The 19,473-nt window shown below is 64.6% G+C and carries 18 protein-coding genes; 13 read left to right on the top strand and 5 right to left on the bottom strand.

The features are described 5' to 3' along the window. Positions 1-11 precede the first annotated feature (11 nt). Positions 12-2,021, bottom strand: a complete 2,010-nt coding sequence (locus SOM28_RS04520) for a two-component system sensor histidine kinase NtrB (RefSeq protein WP_320467372.1) — start codon at positions 2,019-2,021, stop codon at positions 12-14. 159 nt (positions 2,022-2,180) lie between these two features. Between SOM28_RS04520 and SOM28_RS04515 the strand changes: the two genes are divergently transcribed. From SOM28_RS04515 to SOM28_RS04495, 5 genes are all read left to right on the top strand, one after another. Next, on the top strand, positions 2,181-3,179 hold the full coding sequence (locus SOM28_RS04515) for a TRAP transporter substrate-binding protein (protein WP_320467371.1): 999 nt from the start codon (positions 2,181-2,183) through the stop codon (positions 3,177-3,179). 557 nt (positions 3,180-3,736) lie between these two features. Next, positions 3,737-4,261 carry a methylated-DNA--[protein]-cysteine S-methyltransferase gene (locus SOM28_RS04510; RefSeq protein WP_147933383.1) on the top strand — a complete coding sequence of 175 codons (525 nt, stop codon included), beginning with the start codon at positions 3,737-3,739 and terminating at the stop codon, positions 4,259-4,261. Next, the gene (gene xerD, locus SOM28_RS04505) at positions 4,234-5,136 is read left to right on the top strand and encodes a site-specific tyrosine recombinase XerD (protein WP_147933384.1); all 903 of its coding nucleotides are present in this window, start codon (positions 4,234-4,236) and stop codon (positions 5,134-5,136) included. Before SOM28_RS04510 ends, xerD begins: the two co-directional genes overlap by 28 nt. A gap of 80 nt (positions 5,137-5,216) precedes the next feature. Further along, entirely contained in the window at positions 5,217-5,432 is a 216-nt protein-coding gene (locus SOM28_RS04500; RefSeq protein ID WP_320467370.1) for a hypothetical protein, read from the top strand. Between the two features lie 264 nt (positions 5,433-5,696). Continuing rightward, a complete protein-coding gene (locus SOM28_RS04495) occupies positions 5,697-7,850 on the top strand; it encodes a putative bifunctional diguanylate cyclase/phosphodiesterase (protein WP_320467369.1) in 2,154 nt (717 codons plus the stop codon). A gap of 23 nt (positions 7,851-7,873) precedes the next feature. On the opposite strand, the gene SOM28_RS04490 is transcribed toward SOM28_RS04495, so the two are convergent. Continuing rightward, positions 7,874-8,833 carry an endonuclease/exonuclease/phosphatase family protein gene (locus tag SOM28_RS04490; protein ID WP_320467368.1) on the bottom strand — a complete coding sequence of 320 codons (960 nt, stop codon included), beginning with the start codon at positions 8,831-8,833 and terminating at the stop codon, positions 7,874-7,876. A 38-nt stretch (positions 8,834-8,871) separates the two neighbouring features. On the opposite strand from SOM28_RS04490, the gene ybaK reads away from it, so the two are divergent. From ybaK to SOM28_RS04475, 3 genes are all read left to right on the top strand, one after another. Then, complete coding sequence (gene ybaK / locus SOM28_RS04485; protein ID WP_147933389.1) at positions 8,872-9,363, top strand: Cys-tRNA(Pro) deacylase; 492 nt, start codon at positions 8,872-8,874, stop codon at positions 9,361-9,363. Between the two features lie 81 nt (positions 9,364-9,444). Beyond that, the gene (gene plsY, locus SOM28_RS04480; protein ID WP_320467367.1) at positions 9,445-10,068 is read left to right on the top strand and encodes a glycerol-3-phosphate 1-O-acyltransferase PlsY; all 624 of its coding nucleotides are present in this window, start codon (positions 9,445-9,447) and stop codon (positions 10,066-10,068) included. 91 nt (positions 10,069-10,159) lie between these two features. Beyond that, entirely contained in the window at positions 10,160-10,837 is a 678-nt protein-coding gene (locus SOM28_RS04475) for a DsbA family oxidoreductase (protein WP_320467366.1), read from the top strand. Between the two features lie 152 nt (positions 10,838-10,989). On the opposite strand, the gene SOM28_RS04470 is transcribed toward SOM28_RS04475, so the two are convergent. From SOM28_RS04470 to SOM28_RS04460, 3 genes are all read right to left on the bottom strand, one after another. Then, positions 10,990-11,835 (bottom strand): endonuclease/exonuclease/phosphatase family protein, encoded by an 846-nt coding sequence (locus SOM28_RS04470; protein WP_123070439.1) that lies wholly within the window; start codon positions 11,833-11,835, stop codon positions 10,990-10,992. Between the two features lie 121 nt (positions 11,836-11,956). Beyond that, positions 11,957-12,997: a tRNA (adenosine(37)-N6)-threonylcarbamoyltransferase complex transferase subunit TsaD gene (tsaD, locus tag SOM28_RS04465; protein WP_320467365.1), complete on the bottom strand. Its 1,041-nt coding sequence runs from the start codon at positions 12,995-12,997 to the stop codon at positions 11,957-11,959. Between the two features lie 58 nt (positions 12,998-13,055). After that, positions 13,056-14,117: a 3-deoxy-7-phosphoheptulonate synthase gene (locus tag SOM28_RS04460; protein ID WP_123070437.1), complete on the bottom strand. Its 1,062-nt coding sequence runs from the start codon at positions 14,115-14,117 to the stop codon at positions 13,056-13,058. Between the two features lie 137 nt (positions 14,118-14,254). Here SOM28_RS04460 and ybiB point away from each other — a divergent pair, with 137 nt between their 5' ends. The 5 genes from ybiB (at position 14,255) to dnaG (ending at position 19,376) form a co-directional block, all read left to right on the top strand. Further along, positions 14,255-15,241, top strand: a complete 987-nt coding sequence (gene ybiB / locus SOM28_RS04455; protein ID WP_320467825.1) for a DNA-binding protein YbiB — start codon at positions 14,255-14,257, stop codon at positions 15,239-15,241. Between the two features lie 66 nt (positions 15,242-15,307). Next, complete coding sequence (locus SOM28_RS04450) at positions 15,308-16,525, top strand: BaiN/RdsA family NAD(P)/FAD-dependent oxidoreductase (RefSeq protein WP_320467364.1); 1,218 nt, start codon at positions 15,308-15,310, stop codon at positions 16,523-16,525. Positions 16,526-16,633: 108 nt separating this feature from the next. Next, positions 16,634-16,846 (top strand): 30S ribosomal protein S21, encoded by a 213-nt coding sequence (gene rpsU / locus SOM28_RS04445; protein WP_005665410.1) that lies wholly within the window; start codon positions 16,634-16,636, stop codon positions 16,844-16,846. Between the two features lie 164 nt (positions 16,847-17,010). Then, positions 17,011-17,460 carry a GatB/YqeY domain-containing protein gene (locus SOM28_RS04440; protein WP_109346388.1) on the top strand — a complete coding sequence of 150 codons (450 nt, stop codon included), beginning with the start codon at positions 17,011-17,013 and terminating at the stop codon, positions 17,458-17,460. A 119-nt stretch (positions 17,461-17,579) separates the two neighbouring features. Next, a complete protein-coding gene (gene dnaG / locus SOM28_RS04435) occupies positions 17,580-19,376 on the top strand; it encodes a DNA primase (protein ID WP_320467363.1) in 1,797 nt (598 codons plus the stop codon). Positions 19,377-19,473 lie beyond the last annotated feature (97 nt).

Raw genomic sequence — 19,473 nt, 5'->3', positions numbered from 1 at the left:
CAGACCGGATTTTAGCCCAGCGCCCGGCTTGCCGCTTGGGCCGGCAGCGAAAAAGTGAACACGGTGCCGCCGGCCGGATGCGGTGCATGGCTCAGGGTGCCGCCATGGAACTCGATCGCGGTGCGGCAGATCGACAAGCCCATCCCCATACCCTCGGCCCGGGTCGAGTAGAACGGAGAAAACAGCCGCTCGGCTACTTCAGGCGCGATGCCGTGGCCGCGGTCGATCACCGACACCGCCACCTGCTCATCCGCGTGCACGGCCTCGATACGCAGCACGCGCTGGTCCGGCGCCGTGTCCTGCATGGCCTGGATCGCATTGCGGGTGAGGTTGAGCAGCACTTGCTCCAGCATCACGCGGTCGGCCAGCACGGTTGGCAAGCCGGGCGGCAATTGCACGCGCAGCGCCACGCCGGCCTGGCGCGCCTGCAGCTCGATCAGGGCATGCACGTTGGAAATGACGCTGCGGATCGTTACCTCCTGGCGCAGCGGTTCGCGCTTCTTGACGAACTCGTGCACGCTGCGGATGATCTGGCCAGCGCGCTGGGCTTGCTGGCGCGCCTGTTCCAGCGCATGGCGCAGCATGCCCGGCTTGAGGTCGTCGCCGCTGCCGGCGGCGCGCTCGAGCATGTTCAGGGCGCCCACCGTGTAGCTGGAAATCGCCGCCAGCGGCTGGTTCAGCTCGTGCGCCAGCATCGACGACAACTCGCCCATGGTGGCCAGACGCGCGCTGGCCTGCAGCTTTTCTTCCTGCTGGCGGTTGAGTTCTTCGACCCGCTTGCGGTCGGTGATGTCGAGTACCGAGCTCATCCAGCCGGTATGGCGGCCGTCGACGTCCACCAGCGGCGCCTCGAACACCAGCACGGGCACCCGGGCGCCGTCCGGACGCTGGAACACCGTCTCGAATTGCGGCGTGACCTTGCCCGACAAGATGCCCTGGAAGCGTTCCTCGTATTCGGCGGTCGCTTCCGGCGCCCAGTAGGCCATCGGCGGTTTCTTGCCGATCAATTCTTCCGGCGGGTGGCCGACGATCTGGCAGAAGGCGCGGTTGACGTAGGTGACGCGGCCCTCCAGGTCGCGTGCACGCAGGCCCGTGAGCAGCGAATTTTCCATCGCCGTGCGAAACGCCATCTGCTGGCGCAGCGCGCTTTCGGCCGCCAGCGTGCGCGAGATGTGGCGCCACAGCGCGGCCAGACTGGTCAACAGGCCCAGGGCCAGCACGATCACCGAGCCCACCAGCAGGTTCGGCAGCAATTGCGGCGCGCGCTTGACGCTGTTGGTCGACAGCACCAGCTGGGCGCCCGGCAGGTCGAGCTCGCGCTGGTGGGTGTAGACGCCGCGTCCCGGCCCGCCGGCGGCGCGCCGCGCCACCGCCTGTTCGTCGCGGTCGAGCAGGGCCAGCGCGTTATCCTGGGCAAACCACCAGGGCACGGTTTCGTCGAGCAGCACCTGCAGGCTGTAGGTCGCGACCAGGCTGCCCGTGAACTGGCCGTTGCGGAACAGCGGCAGGTAGAAGTCGATCAGCCCATGGGTGGATGGCGTGGCGCCATACGGTTCGCTGTAGCGGCCGCGCCGGATCGAGCGCGCCATTTCTCCGGCCAGCATCGTGGTCTCGGGCAGGCCGGCAGCGGGCAGGTCGGCGCCATGGCTGTCCAGCACCGCGCCGGCGGCGTTGCTCCACACCACGCGCACCAGTTCCGGGCCGTTGACGAACATCTGGCGGAAACGCGCCTGCAACTTCTCCGGCGGCAGCGGCGCGACCACCAGGTCGGCGCCGAGGGCGCTGAGCGCATCCTCGCTGCGCGCCAGTTCGAAGCGCAAGGTTTGCTCGACCCACAGCGTGTCCGCAATCAATTGCTCTTGGCGCTCAGTGCTTTCCATCTGGCGCGCCTGCCACGGCAGCCAGATCAGCACCGCGAGGAATAGCAGCACCAGCAGCATCGGCACCAGCCAGCGCCAGAATCGCCAGGCGCGAATGCGCGCGCGCGGTTCCGACATGGGCTGGGCGAACGGAATTTTCATGCATGAGTCCTGTATTGGTTAAACTGTCCAGCTGTTGTGGAAGTCCACGATGGCGGTCGAGCACGGCGCGGCACAGACTTGCGTTCGGCAGTGCATCCGCCAGTGTAAGGGAAGCGCCTCGGTGCTTTCCAAGGTTTTATTAGAAAGAATCAGACCGTCATGCAGATCAAGACCCTGGTCGCCACAGCGCTGTTCGTGCTGGCGGCGGCCGCGAGTGTCGACGCCCTGGCGCAGGGACCGATCGTCATCAAGTTCAGCCACGTGGTGGCGCCCGATACGCCGAAGGGCCGGGCCGCCGAGCGATTCAAGGAGTTGGCCGAGCAAATGACGGGCGGCCAGGTCAGGGTGGAAGTGTATCCCAACAGCCAGCTATACAAGGACCGCGAGGAGCTCGAGGCCCTGCAACTGGGCGCGGTGCAGATGCTGGCGCCGTCGCTGGCCAAGTTTTCGCCGCTGGGCGTGCGTGAGTTCGAGGCATTCGACTTGCCGTATATCTTCCCGGACAAGGCGGCACTGTACAAGGTCACCGAAGGAAGGATAGGGCGCGACCTGCTGCGCAAACTCGAGTCCAAGGGCATCACCGGCCTGGCATTCTGGGATAACGGCTTCAAGATCATGTCGGCCAACCAACCCTTGACCTCGCTCAAGGATTTCGAGGGATTGCGCATGCGTATTCAGGCGTCCAAGGTATTGGATGCGCAGATGCGCGCGCTGGGCGCCCAGCCGATGACGCTGGCTTTTTCGGAGGCCGCACCCGCCCTGCGCGATGGCGTGGTGGAGGGTACCGAGAACACGCCGTCGAATATGTACACCCAGCGCATGCACGAGACGCAAAGCCACCTGACGGTGTCCAACCACGGCTATCTGGGTTACGCGGTGATCGTTAACAAAAAGTTCTGGGATGGACTGCCGGCCGCCACTCGCAATACCCTGGCGCGCGCCATGCGCGAAGCCACGGTGTACGAGAAAAAGATCGCCCAGCGCGCCAATGACGACGCCATGGAAGCCATCCGCCAGGCCGGCACCACGGCGATCCACACGCTCACACCAGCCCAGCAGGCCGAATGGCGGCGTGCGATGCAACCCGTGTATGGACAAATGGAGAGCCGCATCGGCAAGGAAACCGTACGCGCCATCTTGCGCGAAGTCGAGCGTTGAGGCAGGCTGGAGCGCTAGGATGTGGGGTGGCGTGCTGACATGCGCCTACAGCATGTCCACAATGACGTTTTGTTTATAAGTAAAATAATTTTCCGAATTTGTGGCCGAAAAGATACATTTTCTACAAGCACTTGCGTTATGATGGGGCTCATGCGCACTGGGATGGTGCGCGGCAGTGCCAAGAACAAGCAACAGACGGGCATTTCGAAAAACCGTCGCGAGCGGCGGCAGTTGCGGTCGAGAAGCGCAGCCGTACGTGAGTACGGCGAGCATCGCAGGCCGCAACTGCAACGCGCAGCAGGTTTGTCGAGATGCCAAGCGGCATGTAAAGGTTTTTGGGGGAGCATTGATAAAAGCACGGTATTCATACCGGAGACATTCGAGGAGACACCACGTTTGACAGAAGTCGCTGGCATTGACCAAGCGGCCGGAAACGTGACCCGAATTGGAGCGCACCCGAGGGTGCGCTTTTTTTTCGCCTGAACAGTCCAATCGCTGGCCGGGTGCGCGCTGCGCGGTTAAGATGCCTGTGCAACACTTTGCTCAGTAGACCCATCATGAAGACCGATCCAGCCAGCCAGATTTTCAATGCCATCGTGCCCGCTCCCTTCGGCGCGCTGGGCATCCGCATCGCCGACGACAAGCTGCGCGAAGTGGTCTACCTGCCACCTTCTTTCGAAGAAAAAGACGCGGACAGCGCCATCGCCCAGCAGAGCGCCGAGCAGCTCGCACGCTACCTGGCCGACCCCGATTTCACCTTCGACCTGCCCTTAACGGCGGTCGGCACCGAGTTCCAGCGCAAGGTGTGGCAAGAAATCAGCGCCATCCCGCGCGGCGCCGTGCGCACCTATGGCCACCTGGCCAAGGTAATCGGCTCGCATCCGCGCGCCGTGGGCCAGGCTTGCGGCGCCAATTGGTTCCCGCTGGTCATTCCCTGCCACCGGGTGACGGCAGCCGGCGGCCTGGGCGGCTTCTCGAACCAGAATGACGAGAACGGTTTCCATCTTTCGGTCAAGCGCTGGCTGCTGCGGCACGAAGGCGCCACCGCCGCTCCATGGCAGCAGCAGTCGATCTGGCCCTGATCGACGAGTTCTGCGACACGCTCTGGCTGGAACAGGGCCTGGCGAAGAACTCGCTCGACGCCTACCGGCGCGACCTGCGCCTGTTCGCCGGCTGGCTGGATGCCAAGCGTCCCGGCCGCGGCCTGCTGGCCGTGGGACCCGAAGACCTGGCCGCCTATTTCGCCGACCGTCACCCGGAGTCGCGGCCGAGCACGGCCAACCGCCGGCTGTCGGTGTTCAAGCGCTTCTATGGCCTGGCGCTGCGGCGCGGACAGATCGCGACCGATCCCTGCCTCAAGATGCCGTCGGCGCGCCAGCCGACCCGCTTCGTGCATACCCTGACCGAGGACCAGGTCGAGGCCTTGCTGGCCGCCCCCGATATTTCGACGCCGTTGGGTTTGCGCGAGCGCACAATGCTGGAGCTGATGTATGCCAGCGGCTTGCGGGTGTCGGAACTGGTGGCCCTGAAACTGGTCGAAGTGAGCCTGAACGATGGTGTGCTGCGGGTGACCGGCAAGGGCAGCAAGACGCGCCTGGTGCCGTTCGGCGAAGAGGCGCGGCGCTGGCTCGAACGTTATTTGAAGGATGCGCGCGGCATCATCCTGAACGGCCAGGTCGACGACGCCCTGTTCGTCACGGGCCGTGGCGGCCCGATGACGCGCCAGATGTTCTGGATCCTGGTCAAGAAACATGCGTCGAAGGCCGGCGTCACCGGTCCGCTGTCGCCGCACACGTTGCGCCACGCCTTCGCCACCCATTTGCTGAACCACGGGGCTGACTTGCGCGTGGTGCAATTACTACTGGGCCATGCCGATATTTCGACGACCCAGATCTACACCCACGTGGCGCGCGAGCGCCTGAAACGCCTGCACGCACAGCATCATCCACGTGGATAGCGTAAGTCGGGAGTTGCGGAGTAGTCCATAATGGCTGTGCAGATGCAGCATTTCCTTGGAATAAACATGTCGAGGTGACTATGGCACGGAACAATTTTTCGTACGAAAAGCGTCAACGGGAACTCGAAAAGAAGCGCAAGGCCGAAGAAAAAGCCAAGCGCAAGCTGGAAGCGAAGAACGCGCCGGCTGATGGCGCCGAGGCCGCGCAGCCGGATGGCGATGCGGACGGCGCAGAAGAGGACGCCACGCCAGGCGAAGAGCGCACTCCCGCCGCGGCGCCGTCGAGCCTGGCCTAGACCGGCCCATCAAGAGGATTGCGCGCGTGCTCCGTCGAGATCGATGGAGCCCCTGGCGCATGATGGAACTATAAGCATCTACACCGGTGCGAGCCATCTGAATGCGACAAGCTGTCAGTTGGCCGGTGTGAATGGCGGTATGACGCGATGGAGCGCATGCCGTCCGCCGTTTGCGAGCTCGCAAACGGCATGGCCCGCGACGGTATAACAATGTCGGTGTTGTCTACCTGATTATTGTCGTTTCCACAGCGAAAGGCCGTTGCTTTGAACGAACCATCGCCGAAGCCAGCGGCGTCCACGTCCGCGCCTTTATCCGATCCTCCGCTTGCCGGGGAAGGGAAGGCCATTCCCGCGGGCGACTTTCCGGGCCGCGTCGAGGCAGGGCCCGAAGCCTTCGGCTGGCTCCACCATTTCGTCACGGCGCTCGAGCTGGCACCGGCGGTCGCCGTGCATTCGATGGACCAGGCCGGCACCATCCGCTTCTGGAACCGCGCCAGCGAAGAACTGTACGGCATCCCTTCCAGCGAGGCGGTCGGCAAGCCCTTCCGCGAGCTGGTATTCCACCTCGACCACCAGGCCGAGTTCGAGGACGCGATCGCCGCGATCTGGCGCAGCGGCCACGCGCCGCCAGCGCGCGACTGGCAGGTGCAATCGTGCGCCGGCCGGCGCCACTGGGTCTATTCCTGCCACTACCCGGTCAAGCACGACAGCGTGATGCAAGAAATCTTCTGCATGGAAGTCGACATCACGGCGCGCAAGGAGGCCGAGAGCAACCTGGCGCAGGCGGCCCAGGTATTCCAGAATGCGCGCGACGCCATCATCATGATGGATGCCGACTACCGCGTGCGCGCCGTCAACGGCGCCTTCACCAGCATCACCGGCCATGCCCCCGAGCACATCCTCGGCCAGTCGCTGGCCAGCCTGGGGTGGGATGCGGCCGACGGCTTCTACGAGCGCATCTGGTCCGAACTCGACGGCCAGGATCACTGGGAAGGCGAACTGGCCAGCGTGCGCAGCAATGGCGAGCGCTATCCGGTACGGGTGGCATTGACGGCGATCCGCGACGCCCACGGCGACGTGGCCAGCTATATGGCAATGCTGTCCGACATCAGCGAGCGCAAGCGCTTGGAGGAGCAGGTGCGGCACCAGGCCGAGCACGACGCCCTGACCGGCCTGCCCAACCGCATCCTGTTCCTCGACCGCCTGCACCAGGCGCTGGCCACCTGGCGCCGCCAGCGCGACCGCTGCGCGGTGATGTTCCTCGATCTCGATAAATTCAAGCCGATCAACGATAACCACGGCCACCAGGCCGGCGACGCCGTGCTGCGCGAGGTCGCCGCGCGCCTGCGCGCCTGCGTGCGCCGGGTCGACACCATCAGCCGCCTGGGCGGCGACGAATTCGTGGTGCTGCTGGCTGACATCAAGGGCGCCGACCAGGCCGCGCACGTGGCCGGCGCCGTCACCCAGGCGGTGGCGCGCCCCATCGACGTGGGCGGGCAGCAGGTGGCGCTGTCGGTCTCGATCGGCATCGCGCTGTGCCCCGACGACGGCGACGAGGTGGAGGCCCTGCTGCACCATGCCGACGTCGCGATGTACCACGCCAAGCAGGACGGACGCGACACCTTCCGCTTCTTCGATCCGGCCATGAACGCCCATGTGATCGAGCGGGTCGAGCTCGAGAACCGGCTGCGCCAGGCGATCGAGAGCCAGGAGTTCGTGCTCGAATACCAGCCCGAGGTCGAGGTGGCGAGCGGCCGCGTCGGCACGGTCGAGGCCTTGCTGCGCTGGCGCCATCCCGAGCGCGGGCTGCTGCTGCCGCAGCACTTCCTGCCGGTGGCCGAGGAATCCGGCCTGATCGTCCCGATCGGCGAGTGGGTGTTGAAGGAAGCCTGCCGCCAGGCGCGCGCCTGGCACGATGCGGGTTGCGCGGTGCAGGTCGCCGTCAATCTGTCCGACGGCGAAGTCGCGCACGCGGGACTGTTGCGGGCCGTCGACGCCGCCCTCCAAGGCGCTGGCCTGGCGCCGGAGTGGCTCGACCTGGAAATTACCGAAGACGCGCTGGTGCGCGGCGAAACGGCTTTCGAGACGGCGATGGCGCTGCGCGCACGCGGCGTGCAGCTAAGCATCGACCATTTTGGCACCGGCACCTCGAGCCTGGAGGCGCTGCGCCGCTTCCCGCTCACCAAGCTCAAGATCGACCGCAGCTATGTGGGCGGCGTCGGGCACGACCCGGTCGATGCGGCCATGGTGCCGGCCATCATCTCCGTAGCGCGCAGCCTGGGTTTGCGGGTGGTGGGGGAGGGCGTGGAGACGGCCGAGCAGCTGGACTTTCTGCGCCGGCATGGCTGCGACGATTACCAGGGCTTTTTTGCCGGCGCGGCCATGGCGACACCCGACCTGTCACCGCATCCTGGCTGATGCGGTTGTCGGACCGTTGCCGGTCAGGTCAAATCGCGCTGTCCGAACAACCTTATCCTGGCCAGCACCTGCCCATGATCCGAGGCCTCGGGCAAGCCGAGATTCAGGTGGTCGTTCAGGTACACGACATCCACCACCTCCCCGATCGCCCCCGGCAGCGCCGGATTGAACTCGGGCGACACCAGGATGTGGTCGATGGTCGAATGGCGCGTGTCGTGCAGGATCGAGAAGCCGACGTGGCGCTGGTGGTCGAGCCGGCGCTGCACCTGGCTGGCGTCGAACAAGCGCTCGCCGACCGGCGTGCCTTCGCCCAGCACGATCTCGGTGGTCACCGAATCGGCCACGTCGTTGAAGTCGCCCAGCACGATGCGCGGCCGGCGGTTGGCGTGGGCCATGTCGGTGAGCAGCACGCGCAGCGCGGTGGCCTCGGTGCCGCGCCGGACCAGCGAGCGCAGGCAGGCCAGCGCATACAGGTGCGGGTCGGCGCCGCTGTCGCTCGAACGATAGTCGGGCCGGCGCGACTTGAGGTGGACCACGACCACGTCGATCACTACCCCCGACGCCGCGATCACGCCCGCATGCAGGGGCGCGCGGGTAAACCGGTCCGGGTCGCGGCTGCCGGACGGCATCGTGACGTTATCAGGGAACATGGGCAGTTGCGATCCGGGCTCGGCCAGCGGCAGGCGCGAGACCAGGGCCACGCTCGGGGTCAGGCGCGGCGCGTTCGGGTCGGGGTCGAAGCCGATGTGGTGGGCGTCGCGATAGCGCCGGCTGCGCCGCAGCACTTCCTTCAGCACGCTTTGCGAAAAGATCTCCTGGAAGCCGATCACGTCGGCATTGATCAGGTCGAGCTGGTGCGCGGTCCAGTCGAGCTTGGCCTCGTATTCCTCGGCCGTGAAGGGCGCGAGGTTGTCATACAGCCGGGCGCCGGGCGGGGCCAGGTTGAAAGCATTGAAGGTGGCAAAGCGAAGTTCTTCCTGCATAATAGAAACCCCTATTGATCGTCTTTAGCGTAACACGCATGGCCAAGAAAGAGCACGTCTCAGAGACACCCGCCACCCAGTTCCTGCGCAAGCATGCCGTCGCATTTTCCGAGCATCCTTATGAGTACGAAGAGCATGGCGGCACGGCAGTGTCCTCGAACGCGCTCGGCGTGCCCGAACACGACGTGGTCAAGACCCTGGTCATGCAGGACGAGGCCGCCAAGCCGCTCATCGTGCTGATGCATGGCGACTGCAAAGTGTCGACCAAGAACCTGGCGCGCGCCATACCCTGCAAGTCGGTCGAGCCGTGCAAGCCGGACGTCGCCCAGCGTCACTCAGGGTATCTGGTCGGTGGCACCTCGCCGTTCGGCATCCGCAAGGCAATGCCGGTCTACGTCGAGGAAAGCATCCTGGCGCTGGACAAGATCTACATCAATGGCGGCCGCCGCGGCTACCTGGTCGGCATCGACCCGAAGGTGCTGGTTGACGTGCTGAAGGCGCGCCCCGTGCAATGCGCCCTGGCCGAGTAACTTTATCCTTCGCGATCCGATGGTGTATATTCACGACCGATTTCCGGTAATGACACCAGCCGGAACCCACTGAGAGACTAGATGAACACCCTGATTGCCACCATCGCCGCCTATCTGCTCGGCTCGATTTCCTTCGCGGTCGTGATGAGCCGCGTCTTCGGCCTGTCCGACCCGCGCACCTATGGCTCCAAGAACCCCGGCGCCACCAATGTGCTGCGCAGCGGCAGCAAGAAGGCCGCGATCGCCACCCTGGTCGGCGACGCCGCCAAGGGCTGGCTGGCGGTCTGGCTGGCGGTGCAGTTCGGCCCCGACGTCGGCCTCGACGACACCGGCATCGCCCTGGTCGCGATCGCCGTCTTCCTGGGCCACCTGTGGCCCGTGTTCTTCCGCTTCGTGGGCGGCAAGGGCGTGGCCACCGCGCTGGGCGTACTGCTCGGCATCAATCCATGGCTCGGCCTGGCGACCCTGGCCACCTGGCTGATCGTCGCCTACGCCTTCCGCTATTCTTCGCTGGCGGCCTTGGTCGCTTCGATCTTCGCGCCGTTCTACTACGGCCTGCTGTTCGGCGTCGATGCTATCCTGTTCGCCGTATTCGCGATGAGCGCGCTGCTGCTGTGGCGTCACAGCAGCAATATCGGCAACCTGATCGCCGGCAAGGAATCGAAGATCGGCAGCAAGTCCGCCGGCGCCAAGAAGGCAAAATAAAGCCGGCGCGCGCCGGATTTTCTTGCAGGCGTTACCATTCGTCTCGAACAGCGGCACATCCGTGCCGCGCCGGACAGAAAGGTGGTAAGCCGTGAGCAAGCAACTCAGGATCGATTTTGTGTCGGACGTCTCGTGCCCATGGTGCGCGATCGGCCTGAAATCGCTGGAACAGGCCCTGTTGAAGGTCGGCGACGAGGTGCGCGTCGACCTGCATTTCCAGCCCTTCGAACTGAACCCCGACATGGGCCCGGACGGCCAGGACATCGTCGAGCACGTGACGCAGAAATATGGCGCCACGGCCGAGCAGCAAGCCGCCACCCGCGAAACGATCCGCGAACGCGGCGCCGCCGTCGGGTTTACCTTCGACATGGAGCGGCGCGGCCGCATCTACAACACCTTCGACGCCCACCGCCTGCTGGCCTGGGCCGAGGACGAAGGCAAGCAGCGTCAACTGAAGACCGCACTGCTGGAAGCCTATTTCACCCGCTGCGAAGACCCGAGCAACCACGAGGTGCTGCTACGCACGGCCGAGAGCGTCGGCCTGGACCGTGAGCGGGCCGCCATCATCCTGGGCTCCAATGAATATGCGGAAGACGTGCGCACGCGCGAACAATTCTTCCAGCGCGCCGGCGTCAAGTCGGTGCCGGCGATCATCATCAACCAGCGCCATCTGATTTCCGGCGGCCAGCCGCCGGAGGTGTTCGAGCGGGCGTTGCGCGAGATTCCGGGGTTGGAAGCAGGGGCTGAATCGCAAAACTCTGAGGCTTGAGTTAGCTCAAATACGTCGTTCCCGCGCAGGCGGGAACCCAAGTTTGCTAGCGCTGTCGTTATGCCAGCAACTTAGGTTCCCGCCTGCGCGGGAACGACGGTCTTGGGGCGAACTAATACTGCATATGTCCCATGTGGCTCTAGCATGGAAAGCTACGTCAACTCCAGCACCACCGGCTGATGATCCGACGCCGCCGTCTCCGACTGCACGTCGAGCGCCGTCAGCCGCGACGCCAGGTCGTCGGTCACGAAGAAATAGTCATAGCACTCAGGCCGCTCGGGCCACGGGAAACCGTGCAGCCCGGTGGTCGGTGCGCGCGCCATGTCGCCGTGCAGCACGCGCCAGGCGTCCACCAGCGGCAGCGCGCCGGGTTCGGGCGCCGCCAGCAGCGCCTGGTAATCCGGTGCATCGGGCGCGAAATTGAAGTCGCCGCACAGGATCGCCGAACCGGGCCGGAAGCCCAGCTGGAACGGCGCATCGAGGTTCGGATCGGGCTGGAACAGGCGCGAGCGGGCGCAGGCTTCGGCATGCAGCTCGCGGATGCGCGCCACTTGCGCCATGCGCTGCGGCGGCGAATAGTATTCCAGGTGGGTGGTCAGCAGGCGCAGCTTGCCGGTCGGCGCATCGATCACGGTTTCGAGCAGGCCGCGCGGCATGCCGGCGGGGTGCTCCGGATCAGCCGGCCAGGGCAGCAAGTGACGGTGCACCTGCGAGATACGGTACTTGGAGAGGATCAGGTTGCCGAACATCCGCGGAACGTTGTTCTTGTAGATTTCACTCGGGGCGTGCTCCATCGCGTGGTAGCCGCCGAATGCGCCGCTGAGCTGCTTGAACTGGTTGGCGCTGGCGCTGCCCTCGAGCTCGGGGTGGTTGGCGGCCACCTCCTGCAGGCAGATCACATCGGGGTTCAGCCGGCGCAGCACGTCGATGATCGCGTGGATGCGTATCCTGCCGTCCTTGCCACAACCCCAACGAATATTCCAGCTTACTACGCGCATTGTTCACCTCCGTAAATCTTGATCGACGGATATTGCCACCGTTTGGCGAGCAACGGTCACACGGTAGGATCGATGTCAGGCTGGCAAGTTCAATGGCGAATTCGAGCGCTTCCCTTGTTATTTATGCAGCTTCGAGCTCGTCCAGTGGCCAGCGCGGGCGCACCGTGAAGGCGTAATCGCGCTGGGCCAGCGCCGGGTTGCGCTCGAGGCGCATGGCGCCGGCGAAGGCGATCATGGCGCCATTATCGGTGCAGAATTCCAGCTCCGGGTAATAGACCTTGAACTTGCGCTTGGCGGCGGCCGCGTTCAGCGATTCGCGCAATTGCTTGTTGGCGCCGACGCCACCCGCGATCACGAGGCGCTTCAGGCCCGTGTGCTTCATTGCATTGACGCATTTCGCGGTGAGCACGTCGACGATCGCATCGACGAAGCCGCGCGCGATGTTCGCCTTGTCCTGCTCGCAGATATTGGCAATGACCTTTTCTTCGTGGTTCTTGACCACGGTGAGCACCGCCGTCTTCAGGCCCGAGAAGCTGAAATTGAAATCCTTGCTGTGGAGCATAGGGCGCGGCAGGGTATAGGCGGTCGGATCGCCGAACTCCGCCAGGCGAGAAATCGCCGGACCGCCCGGGTAGCCCAGGCCCAGCAGCTTGGCCGATTTGTCGAAGGCCTCGCCGGCCGCGTCGTCCAGGGTCTCGCCCAGCAAGGTATAGCTGCCGACGCCGTCGACCCGCATCAATTGCGTATGCCCGCCCGAGACCAGCAGGGCCAGGAAGGGGAATTCCGGACGCTCGGACGCGAGCAGCGGCGACAGCAGGTGACCCTCGAGGTGGTGCACACCGAGCACGGGTTTATCGAGCGCCAGCGCCAGGCTGCAGGCGACCGAGGAGCCGACCAGCAGCGCGCCGGCCAGGCCCGGGCCTTGCGTGTAGGCGATGGCGTCGATATTCGACGCCGGCAGATCCGCGCGCTTGAGGACTTCGTCCAGCAGCGGAATGGCGCGCCGAATATGGTCGCGCGAAGCGAGTTCCGGCACCACGCCGCCATACTCCTCGTGCATGGCGACCTGCGAGTGCAGGGCGTGGGACAGCAGGCCGCGCTCGGTGTCATACAGAGCAAAGCCGGTTTCATCGCAGGAGGATTCGACGCCGAGAACGATCATGGGAGGAGCAGTTTGAATTAGGCAGAACCGTCGATTTTACCGTACGGTTCGTTCTAATTCACGGACGCTGTAATAACTCCTTGTGCGCTTGACGCAACATGCTCTCGGTCTCTTCCCAGCCGATGCAGCCATCGGTCACCGAGCAGCCATAGGTCAGCTGCGACAGGTCGGCGGGAATCGCCTGGCTGCCGCTGACGATATTCGACTCGATCATCACGCCCACCAGCGATTGGTTGCCGTGACGAATCTGCTGGATCACGTCCGACATCACCAGCGGTTGCAATTCCGGCTTCTTGTAGCTGTTCGCATGCGAGCAGTCGACCACCAGGTTGGCCGGCAACTTTGCCTTGGTCAGCGCCTGTTCGGCAATCGCCACCGACACCGAATCGTAGTTCGGCCGGCCGCCGCCGCCGCGCAGCACCACGTGGCCGTAGGCATTGCCGCTGGTGCGCACGATCGATACCGAACCCTGTCCATTGATGCCCAGGAAGGCATGCGGATTGGCCGAGGACAGCACCGCATTGATCGCGATGCTGACGTCGCCGTCGGTGCCGTTCTTGAAGCCCACTGGCGTGGACAGGCCGGACGACATCTCGCGGTGGGTCTGCGATTCGGTGGTGCGCGCGCCGATCGCGGTCCAGGCGATCAGGTCGCCCAGGTATTGCGGTGAAATCGGGTCCAGCGCCTCGGTCGCGGTCGGCAAGCCCAGCTCGCACACGTCGAGCAGGAAGCGGCGCGCGCGTTCCATGCCGACGTCGACGCGGAACGAGTCGTCCATGAACGGATCGTTGATATAGCCCTTCCAGCCGGTGGTGGTGCGCGGCTTCTCGAAATACACACGCATCACCAGCACCATGGTCTCGCTGACTTCGTCCTGCAGCGCCTTCAGGCGGCGCGCATAGTCGAGGCCGGCTTCTGGATCGTGGATCGAGCAGGGGCCGACCACGACGAACAGGCGCTTGTCCTGGCGATCCAGGATATTGCGCAGCGTCTCGCGACCACCCATGACGGTCGCATAGGCGCGCTCGCTCAGCGGCAGGGTCGCATGGAGCTCGACCGGCGTGGGCATGCGGGTGAACGAGCTGACGTTGGTATTTTCGATTTGAGGCGTGCTGGTCATGATGCTGTCTGGTTTTTTTCAGGTGGATCGGCCAGTGTAGACGGAAATTGCTGCACGTGCATAAGCGATATCGCAAAAACCCTATGCCGCTGCTGCCTGTGCTGCAGGTCAATCCCGTTCCCGTGTATCCTTTTGCCATGACTACCGACACGAATGATATCGAGCGCTTTGTCGCCGCCCCCTTCATCAAGGAAATCGGCCGCGGCGTCAAAGGCGCGCGCAGCATGACGCGCGAGGATGCGCGCGCGCTCTACGCCGCCATGCTGGAAGGCCGGGTCTCGGACCTGGAACTGGGCGCCATCCTGCTCGCCATGCGCATCAAGGGCGAGTCCGTGGAAGAGCTCGGCGGCTTCATGGACGCCGCCGCCGCCTCGTTCTCGCCCCTGCCCACGCCGCGCGGCGAGTTCGCCCCGGTGCTGATCCCGACCTATAACGGCGCGCGCAAGCTGGCCAACCTGACGCCGTTGCTGGCCCTGCTGCTGGCGCGCGAAGGCGTGCCGACGCTGGTGCATGGCGTGCGCACCGACCCGGGGCGCGTGACCACCGCCGAGATCCTGGGGGCGCTGGGCCTGACTGAAGCCACGACCGCGGCCGAGGTGCAGAACGAGTTCGTCCACCTGCGTCCGGCCTTCATGCCGATCGAGCACCTGGCCCCGCGGCTGGCCCAGATGCTGTCGCTGCGGCGGGTGCTGGGCGTGCGCAATTCGACCCATACCCTGGTCAAGATCCTGCAACCCTTCGACGGCCCGGCGCTGCGCCTGGTGTCGTACACCCACCCCGAGTACCTGGAAACCCTGGGCGGATTCTTCGAGGGCGTCGATAGCGAGACGCAAGGCGACGCTTTCCTTATGCGCGGCACCGAGGGCGAGACCGTGGCCCACCCGCACCGCGCCCAGCGCATCGACTGGTTCCATGCCGGCCAGCGCGCGCTGCTGGTAGAGCGCGATGCGCCGACCGACGACTTGTCCGAGGTGCCCGATGGCCGTGACGCGGCCACCACCGCGGCCTGGATCGGCGCCGCGCTGCGCGGCGAGGTGCCGGTGCCGGCCTCGATCGCGACCCAGGTGGCGTATTGCGTGGAAGTGTCGCGCAAGATCCGCGCGCGCAGCCAGCCGCTGGAATAGCTGCTGACCGGGACCCGCCGCTGGCATTACAATGGCGGGTTCGACGGACGGCGGGAAGCAGCAAGCATGGCAAAACAATACGATGTGGCGGTGATCGGCGCGGGCGCGGCCGGGATGATGTGCGCGGCCGTGGCGGCCCAGCAGGGCAAGCGCGTGGTGCTGATCGACCATGCCGGCAAGCTGGCCGAGAAGATCCGCATCTCCGGTGGCGGCCGCTGCAATTTCACCAATATCAATGCCGGCCCGCAAAACTACCTGTCGCAGAATCCGCACTTCTGCAAGAGCGCGCTGTCGCGCTACACGGCCCAGGATTTCCTGGCGCTGGTGAAAAAATACCGCATCAGCCACCACGAAAAGCACAAGGGCCAGTTGTTCTGCAACGACTCGGCCGAACAGATCATCGCCATGCTGCGCGCCGAGTGCGATGCTGGCGGCGTGGAATGGCGCATGCCGTGCAAGGTGGCGGATGTGCAAAAACTGGAGACCGGTTTCTCGATCGACACGGATGGCGGCGAATTGCTGGTCGACAGCGTCGTGGTCGCCACCGGCGGCCTGTCGATCCCCAAGATCGGCGCGACCGACCTCGGCTACCGCATCGCCAAACAGTTCGACCTGAAACTGGTGGACACCCGTCCCGGCCTGGTGCCGCTGACCTTCGACGGCCCCAGCTGGGAGCCCTTCGTGCCGCTGGCCGGCATCGCGCTCGAGGTCGAGGTGAGCACGGGCAGCGCGAAAGGGAAGGGGAACTTGCGCGGCCATTTCCGCGAAGATTTGCTGTTCACGCACCGCGGCCTGTCCGGACCGGCGATCCTGCAGATTTCCAGCTACTGGCAGCCGGGCACGCCGATCGTGATCGACCTGCTGCCCGAGATGGACGTGGCGGAGACCCTGATCGGCCTGAAGAAGACCGAAAAAAAGCAGCTGGGCAATGTGCTGGCCCAATGGCTGCCGGCGCGCCTGGCCGACGGCTTGCTGACGGCCAATGGTTTTGATCCAGCCGCGCGCCTGCCCGACATGGCCGACGCAAAATTGCGCCAGCTGGGCGACGCGATCAATCGCTGGGCTATCGTACCTACCGGCTCGGAAGGGTATCGCAAGGCAGAGGTGACCTTGGGCGGTGTCGACACCAGGGAACTGTCGCAGCAGACCATGATGGCCAATAAAGTGCCGGGTTTGTACTTCATCGGCGAGACGGTCGACGTCACCGGCTGGCTGGGTGGCTACAACTTCCAGTGGGCCTGGGCATCGGGTGTCGCGGCCGGCCTGGCGCTGGCCAATGGCTGATGTGTCAATCGCGGCACACCGCGATTGACAGCGACATAAACGCTTCCATTGATCGACAAACGATGCTAGAATTTCGTTCTTGTCTAAATCCAACGGTTCAATTTTTACATGACCACTATCCGCCTTAAAGAAAACGAGCCGTTCGAAGTCGCAATGCGTCGCTTCAAACGCACCATCGAAAAAACCGGTCTGCTGACTGAACTGCGCGCGCGCGAGTTCTACGAAAAGCCAACCGCAGAGCGCAAGCGCAAGCTGGCAGCTGCCGTGAAGCGTCACTACAAGCGCATCCGCAGCCAGCAACTGCCGAAGAAACTGTACTAATTACAGCTCAGCCGGCCAAGACCCGGTGACGGCGATGTCTGTCCCGGCGAGTCGCTGATGTCCGCAAGCCCGCTTCGGTTTCGCCGCAGCGGGTTTTGTCGTTTGTGCCACGCCACAGGCTGTCTCGGCACAGATCCAGTTACACCACCGAATACGGAGATTCCATGAGCTTGAAAGAACAACTGACCGAAGACATGAAAGCAGCGATGCGCGCCAAGGAAAGCGGGCGCCTGGCCGCCGTGCGCCTGATCATCGCCGAAGTCAAGCGCAAGGAACTCGACGAACAGACCCAGCTGGACGACACCCAGGTGCTGGCCGTGATCGAAAAGATGATCAAGCAGCGCAAGGATTCGATCACCCAGTTCGAAGCCGGCGGCCGCGCCGACCTGGCCGACATCGAGAAGGCCGAGATGGCCATCCTGTCGACCTATATGCCTGCCGGCCTGTCTGACGAAGAAATCGCCGCCGAAGTCGCCGCCGCCGTGGCCGCCACCGGCGCCAGCGGTCCGCAAGACATGGGCAAGCTGATGGGCGTGCTCAAGCCGAAGCTGGCGGGCCGTGCCGACATGACCGTGGTGTCGGGCCTGGTCAAGAAGGCCCTGGCCGGCGCTTGATCGATAAGCCACGAGATGCCCCGGCGCGCTACCGTGCGGGGACATCATCTTGTTGCATATCAACTTGCAGCAAGCGCTGCGGTATAGTCTGACTATAGACAAACACTGTGTAACGCCAAGTGATTCCGCAAACTTTCATCACCGATTTACTTAACCGTGTCGACATCGTCGACATTGTCGGCCGCTACGTCCAGCTCAAGAAGGGCGGCGCCAACTTCATGGGCCTGTGCCCATTCCATAACGAAAAATCCCCCAGCTTCACGGTCAGCCCGACCAAGCAGTTCTATCACTGCTTCGGCTGCGGCGCCCATGGCACCGCGATCGGCTTCCTGATCGAGTACTCGGGCATGGGCTTCGTCGATGCCGTCAAGGACCTGGCCCAGAACGCGGGCATGATCGTGCCCGACGCCGACGACCGGATCCCGCCGGCCCAGCGCGCCGCCCAGCAGGCGCAGACGCTGGCCATGACCGATGCGCTGACCCAGGCCTGCAATTTTTACCGCGGCCAGTTGCGCGAAGCGCCCAACGCCATCGCCTACCTCAAGAACCGGGGCCTGACGGGCGAAGTGGCTGCCCGCTTCGGCATGGGCTACGCGCCATCCGGCTGGGACGGCCTGCGCTCGATCTTCCCTGACTACGATGCCCACGTGCTGGTCGAATCCGGCCTGGTGATCGACAAGGTGGACGAGCAGGGCAACCACCAGCGCCGCTACGACCGCTTCCGCGAGCGCGTGATGTTCCCGATCCGCAATACCAAAGGCCAGGTGATCGGCTTCGGTGGCCGCGTGCTCGACGGCGGCGAACCGAAATACCTGAACTCGCCCGAAACGCCGCTGTTCCAGAAAGGCCTGGAACTGTACGGCCTGTTCGAGGCGCGCCAGGCGATCCGCGACGCCGGCTACGTGCTGGTGACCGAAGGCTATATGGACGTCGTCGCGCTGGCCCAACTGGGTTTCCCGCAAGCGGTCGCCACCCTCGGCACCGCCTGCACCACGACCCACGTGCAAAAGCTGTTGCGCCAGACCGACGACGTGATCTTCAGCTTCGACGGCGACAAGGCCGGCCGCCGCGCCGCGCGCCGCGCGCTGGAGGCCTGCCTGCCGCAGGTAAGCGACGACAAGACGATCAAGTTCCTGTTCTTGCCGCAGGAGCACGACCCGGACAGCTTCGTGCGCGAGCGCGGGGCCGAAGCCTTCGAGCAAGAGATTACCGACGCGATGCCGCTGTCGCAATTCCTGTTGCGTGAAGTGACGCAGGAACATGACCTCGACACGCCGGAAGGGCGCGCCCACGCCCAGTTCGAGGCCAAGCCGCTGCTGCAGGCGATGACGCCGTCGAGCCTGCGCCTGCAGATCGTGCGCGGCCTGGCCAGCATGACCCAATCGACGCCGGCGGAGATCGAAAGCCTGTTCGAGTTGTCCAAGCCGGTGGCGACCGCGCGCCGTGCGCCGCCGCGCCAGGGGCGGCCCGAGCCGGTAGGGCTCGAGCTCAAGATGCTGCGCATCCTGGTCGCGCACCCGCACCTGGCCCTGCAGCTCGACGAGCAGGCTTTGACGGCCTTCGATTATTTTGGAGAGGAAAGTTCTGATCGCCTGCGCCACCTGGTCGAGACCGCGCAAGCACTGGGCGAACACGGCACCTTTGCGGCCCTGTCCCAGCAGCTCAGGGAAGTGACAAACGAATACGATGCGATGATCGCCGAAATCGCTGCGGAACCGGAAAATGAGGTCGATGGAGACCGCATTGTTCTGTTAAGTTCTGTGCGACAGATCAAGGTGGACTCGTTAAAACAGGAGCTAAACCAGTTGTTTTCTTCTGGTCTGACCCCAGATCAGGTAAGTGCTCGCTACCGCGAGATTGTTGCTCAGCAGGACCTTCTGGCCCGCGAGGCCGCTGCCGAGATGGCACCCCGATGATCACCTAGCTCCGCCCTGGATGCCCAGGCGCTCGCAACTGGAAAAAGGTGGGGTGCGTGCTATAATAAAACGCTAACTATTGCAACTGTTGAAACCA

It is taken from the genome of Massilia sp. CFBP9026 (assembly GCF_034045165.1).
GTDB classification, from domain to species: Bacteria; Pseudomonadota; Gammaproteobacteria; order Burkholderiales; family Burkholderiaceae_D; genus Telluria; species Telluria arenae.
This window is presented reverse-complemented; position numbering and strand designations above follow the sequence as displayed.

Bases quoted from the DNA above. Each gene is read 5' to 3' on its own strand.
- SOM28_RS04520 (WP_320467372.1), bottom strand. From the start codon at position 2,021: ATGAAAATTCCGTTCGCCCAGCCCATGTCGGAACCGCGCGCGCGCATT.
- SOM28_RS04515 (WP_320467371.1), top strand. From the start codon at position 2,181: ATGCAGATCAAGACCCTGGTCGCCACAGCGCTGTTCGTGCTGGCGGCG.
- SOM28_RS04510 (WP_147933383.1), top strand. From the start codon at position 3,737: ATGAAGACCGATCCAGCCAGCCAGATTTTCAATGCCATCGTGCCCGCT.
- xerD (WP_147933384.1), top strand. From the start codon at position 4,234: ATGGCAGCAGCAGTCGATCTGGCCCTGATCGACGAGTTCTGCGACACG.
- SOM28_RS04500 (WP_320467370.1), top strand. From the start codon at position 5,217: ATGGCACGGAACAATTTTTCGTACGAAAAGCGTCAACGGGAACTCGAA.
- SOM28_RS04490 (WP_320467368.1), bottom strand. From the start codon at position 8,833: ATGCAGGAAGAACTTCGCTTTGCCACCTTCAATGCTTTCAACCTGGCC.
- ybaK (WP_147933389.1), top strand. From the start codon at position 8,872: ATGGCCAAGAAAGAGCACGTCTCAGAGACACCCGCCACCCAGTTCCTG.
- plsY (WP_320467367.1), top strand. From the start codon at position 9,445: ATGAACACCCTGATTGCCACCATCGCCGCCTATCTGCTCGGCTCGATT.
- SOM28_RS04470 (WP_123070439.1), bottom strand. From the start codon at position 11,835: ATGCGCGTAGTAAGCTGGAATATTCGTTGGGGTTGTGGCAAGGACGGC.
- tsaD (WP_320467365.1), bottom strand. From the start codon at position 12,997: ATGATCGTTCTCGGCGTCGAATCCTCCTGCGATGAAACCGGCTTTGCT.
- SOM28_RS04460 (WP_123070437.1), bottom strand. From the start codon at position 14,117: ATGACCAGCACGCCTCAAATCGAAAATACCAACGTCAGCTCGTTCACC.
- ybiB (WP_320467825.1), top strand. From the start codon at position 14,255: ATGACTACCGACACGAATGATATCGAGCGCTTTGTCGCCGCCCCCTTC.
- SOM28_RS04450 (WP_320467364.1), top strand. From the start codon at position 15,308: ATGGCAAAACAATACGATGTGGCGGTGATCGGCGCGGGCGCGGCCGGG.
- rpsU (WP_005665410.1), top strand. From the start codon at position 16,634: ATGACCACTATCCGCCTTAAAGAAAACGAGCCGTTCGAAGTCGCAATG.
- SOM28_RS04440 (WP_109346388.1), top strand. From the start codon at position 17,011: ATGAGCTTGAAAGAACAACTGACCGAAGACATGAAAGCAGCGATGCGC.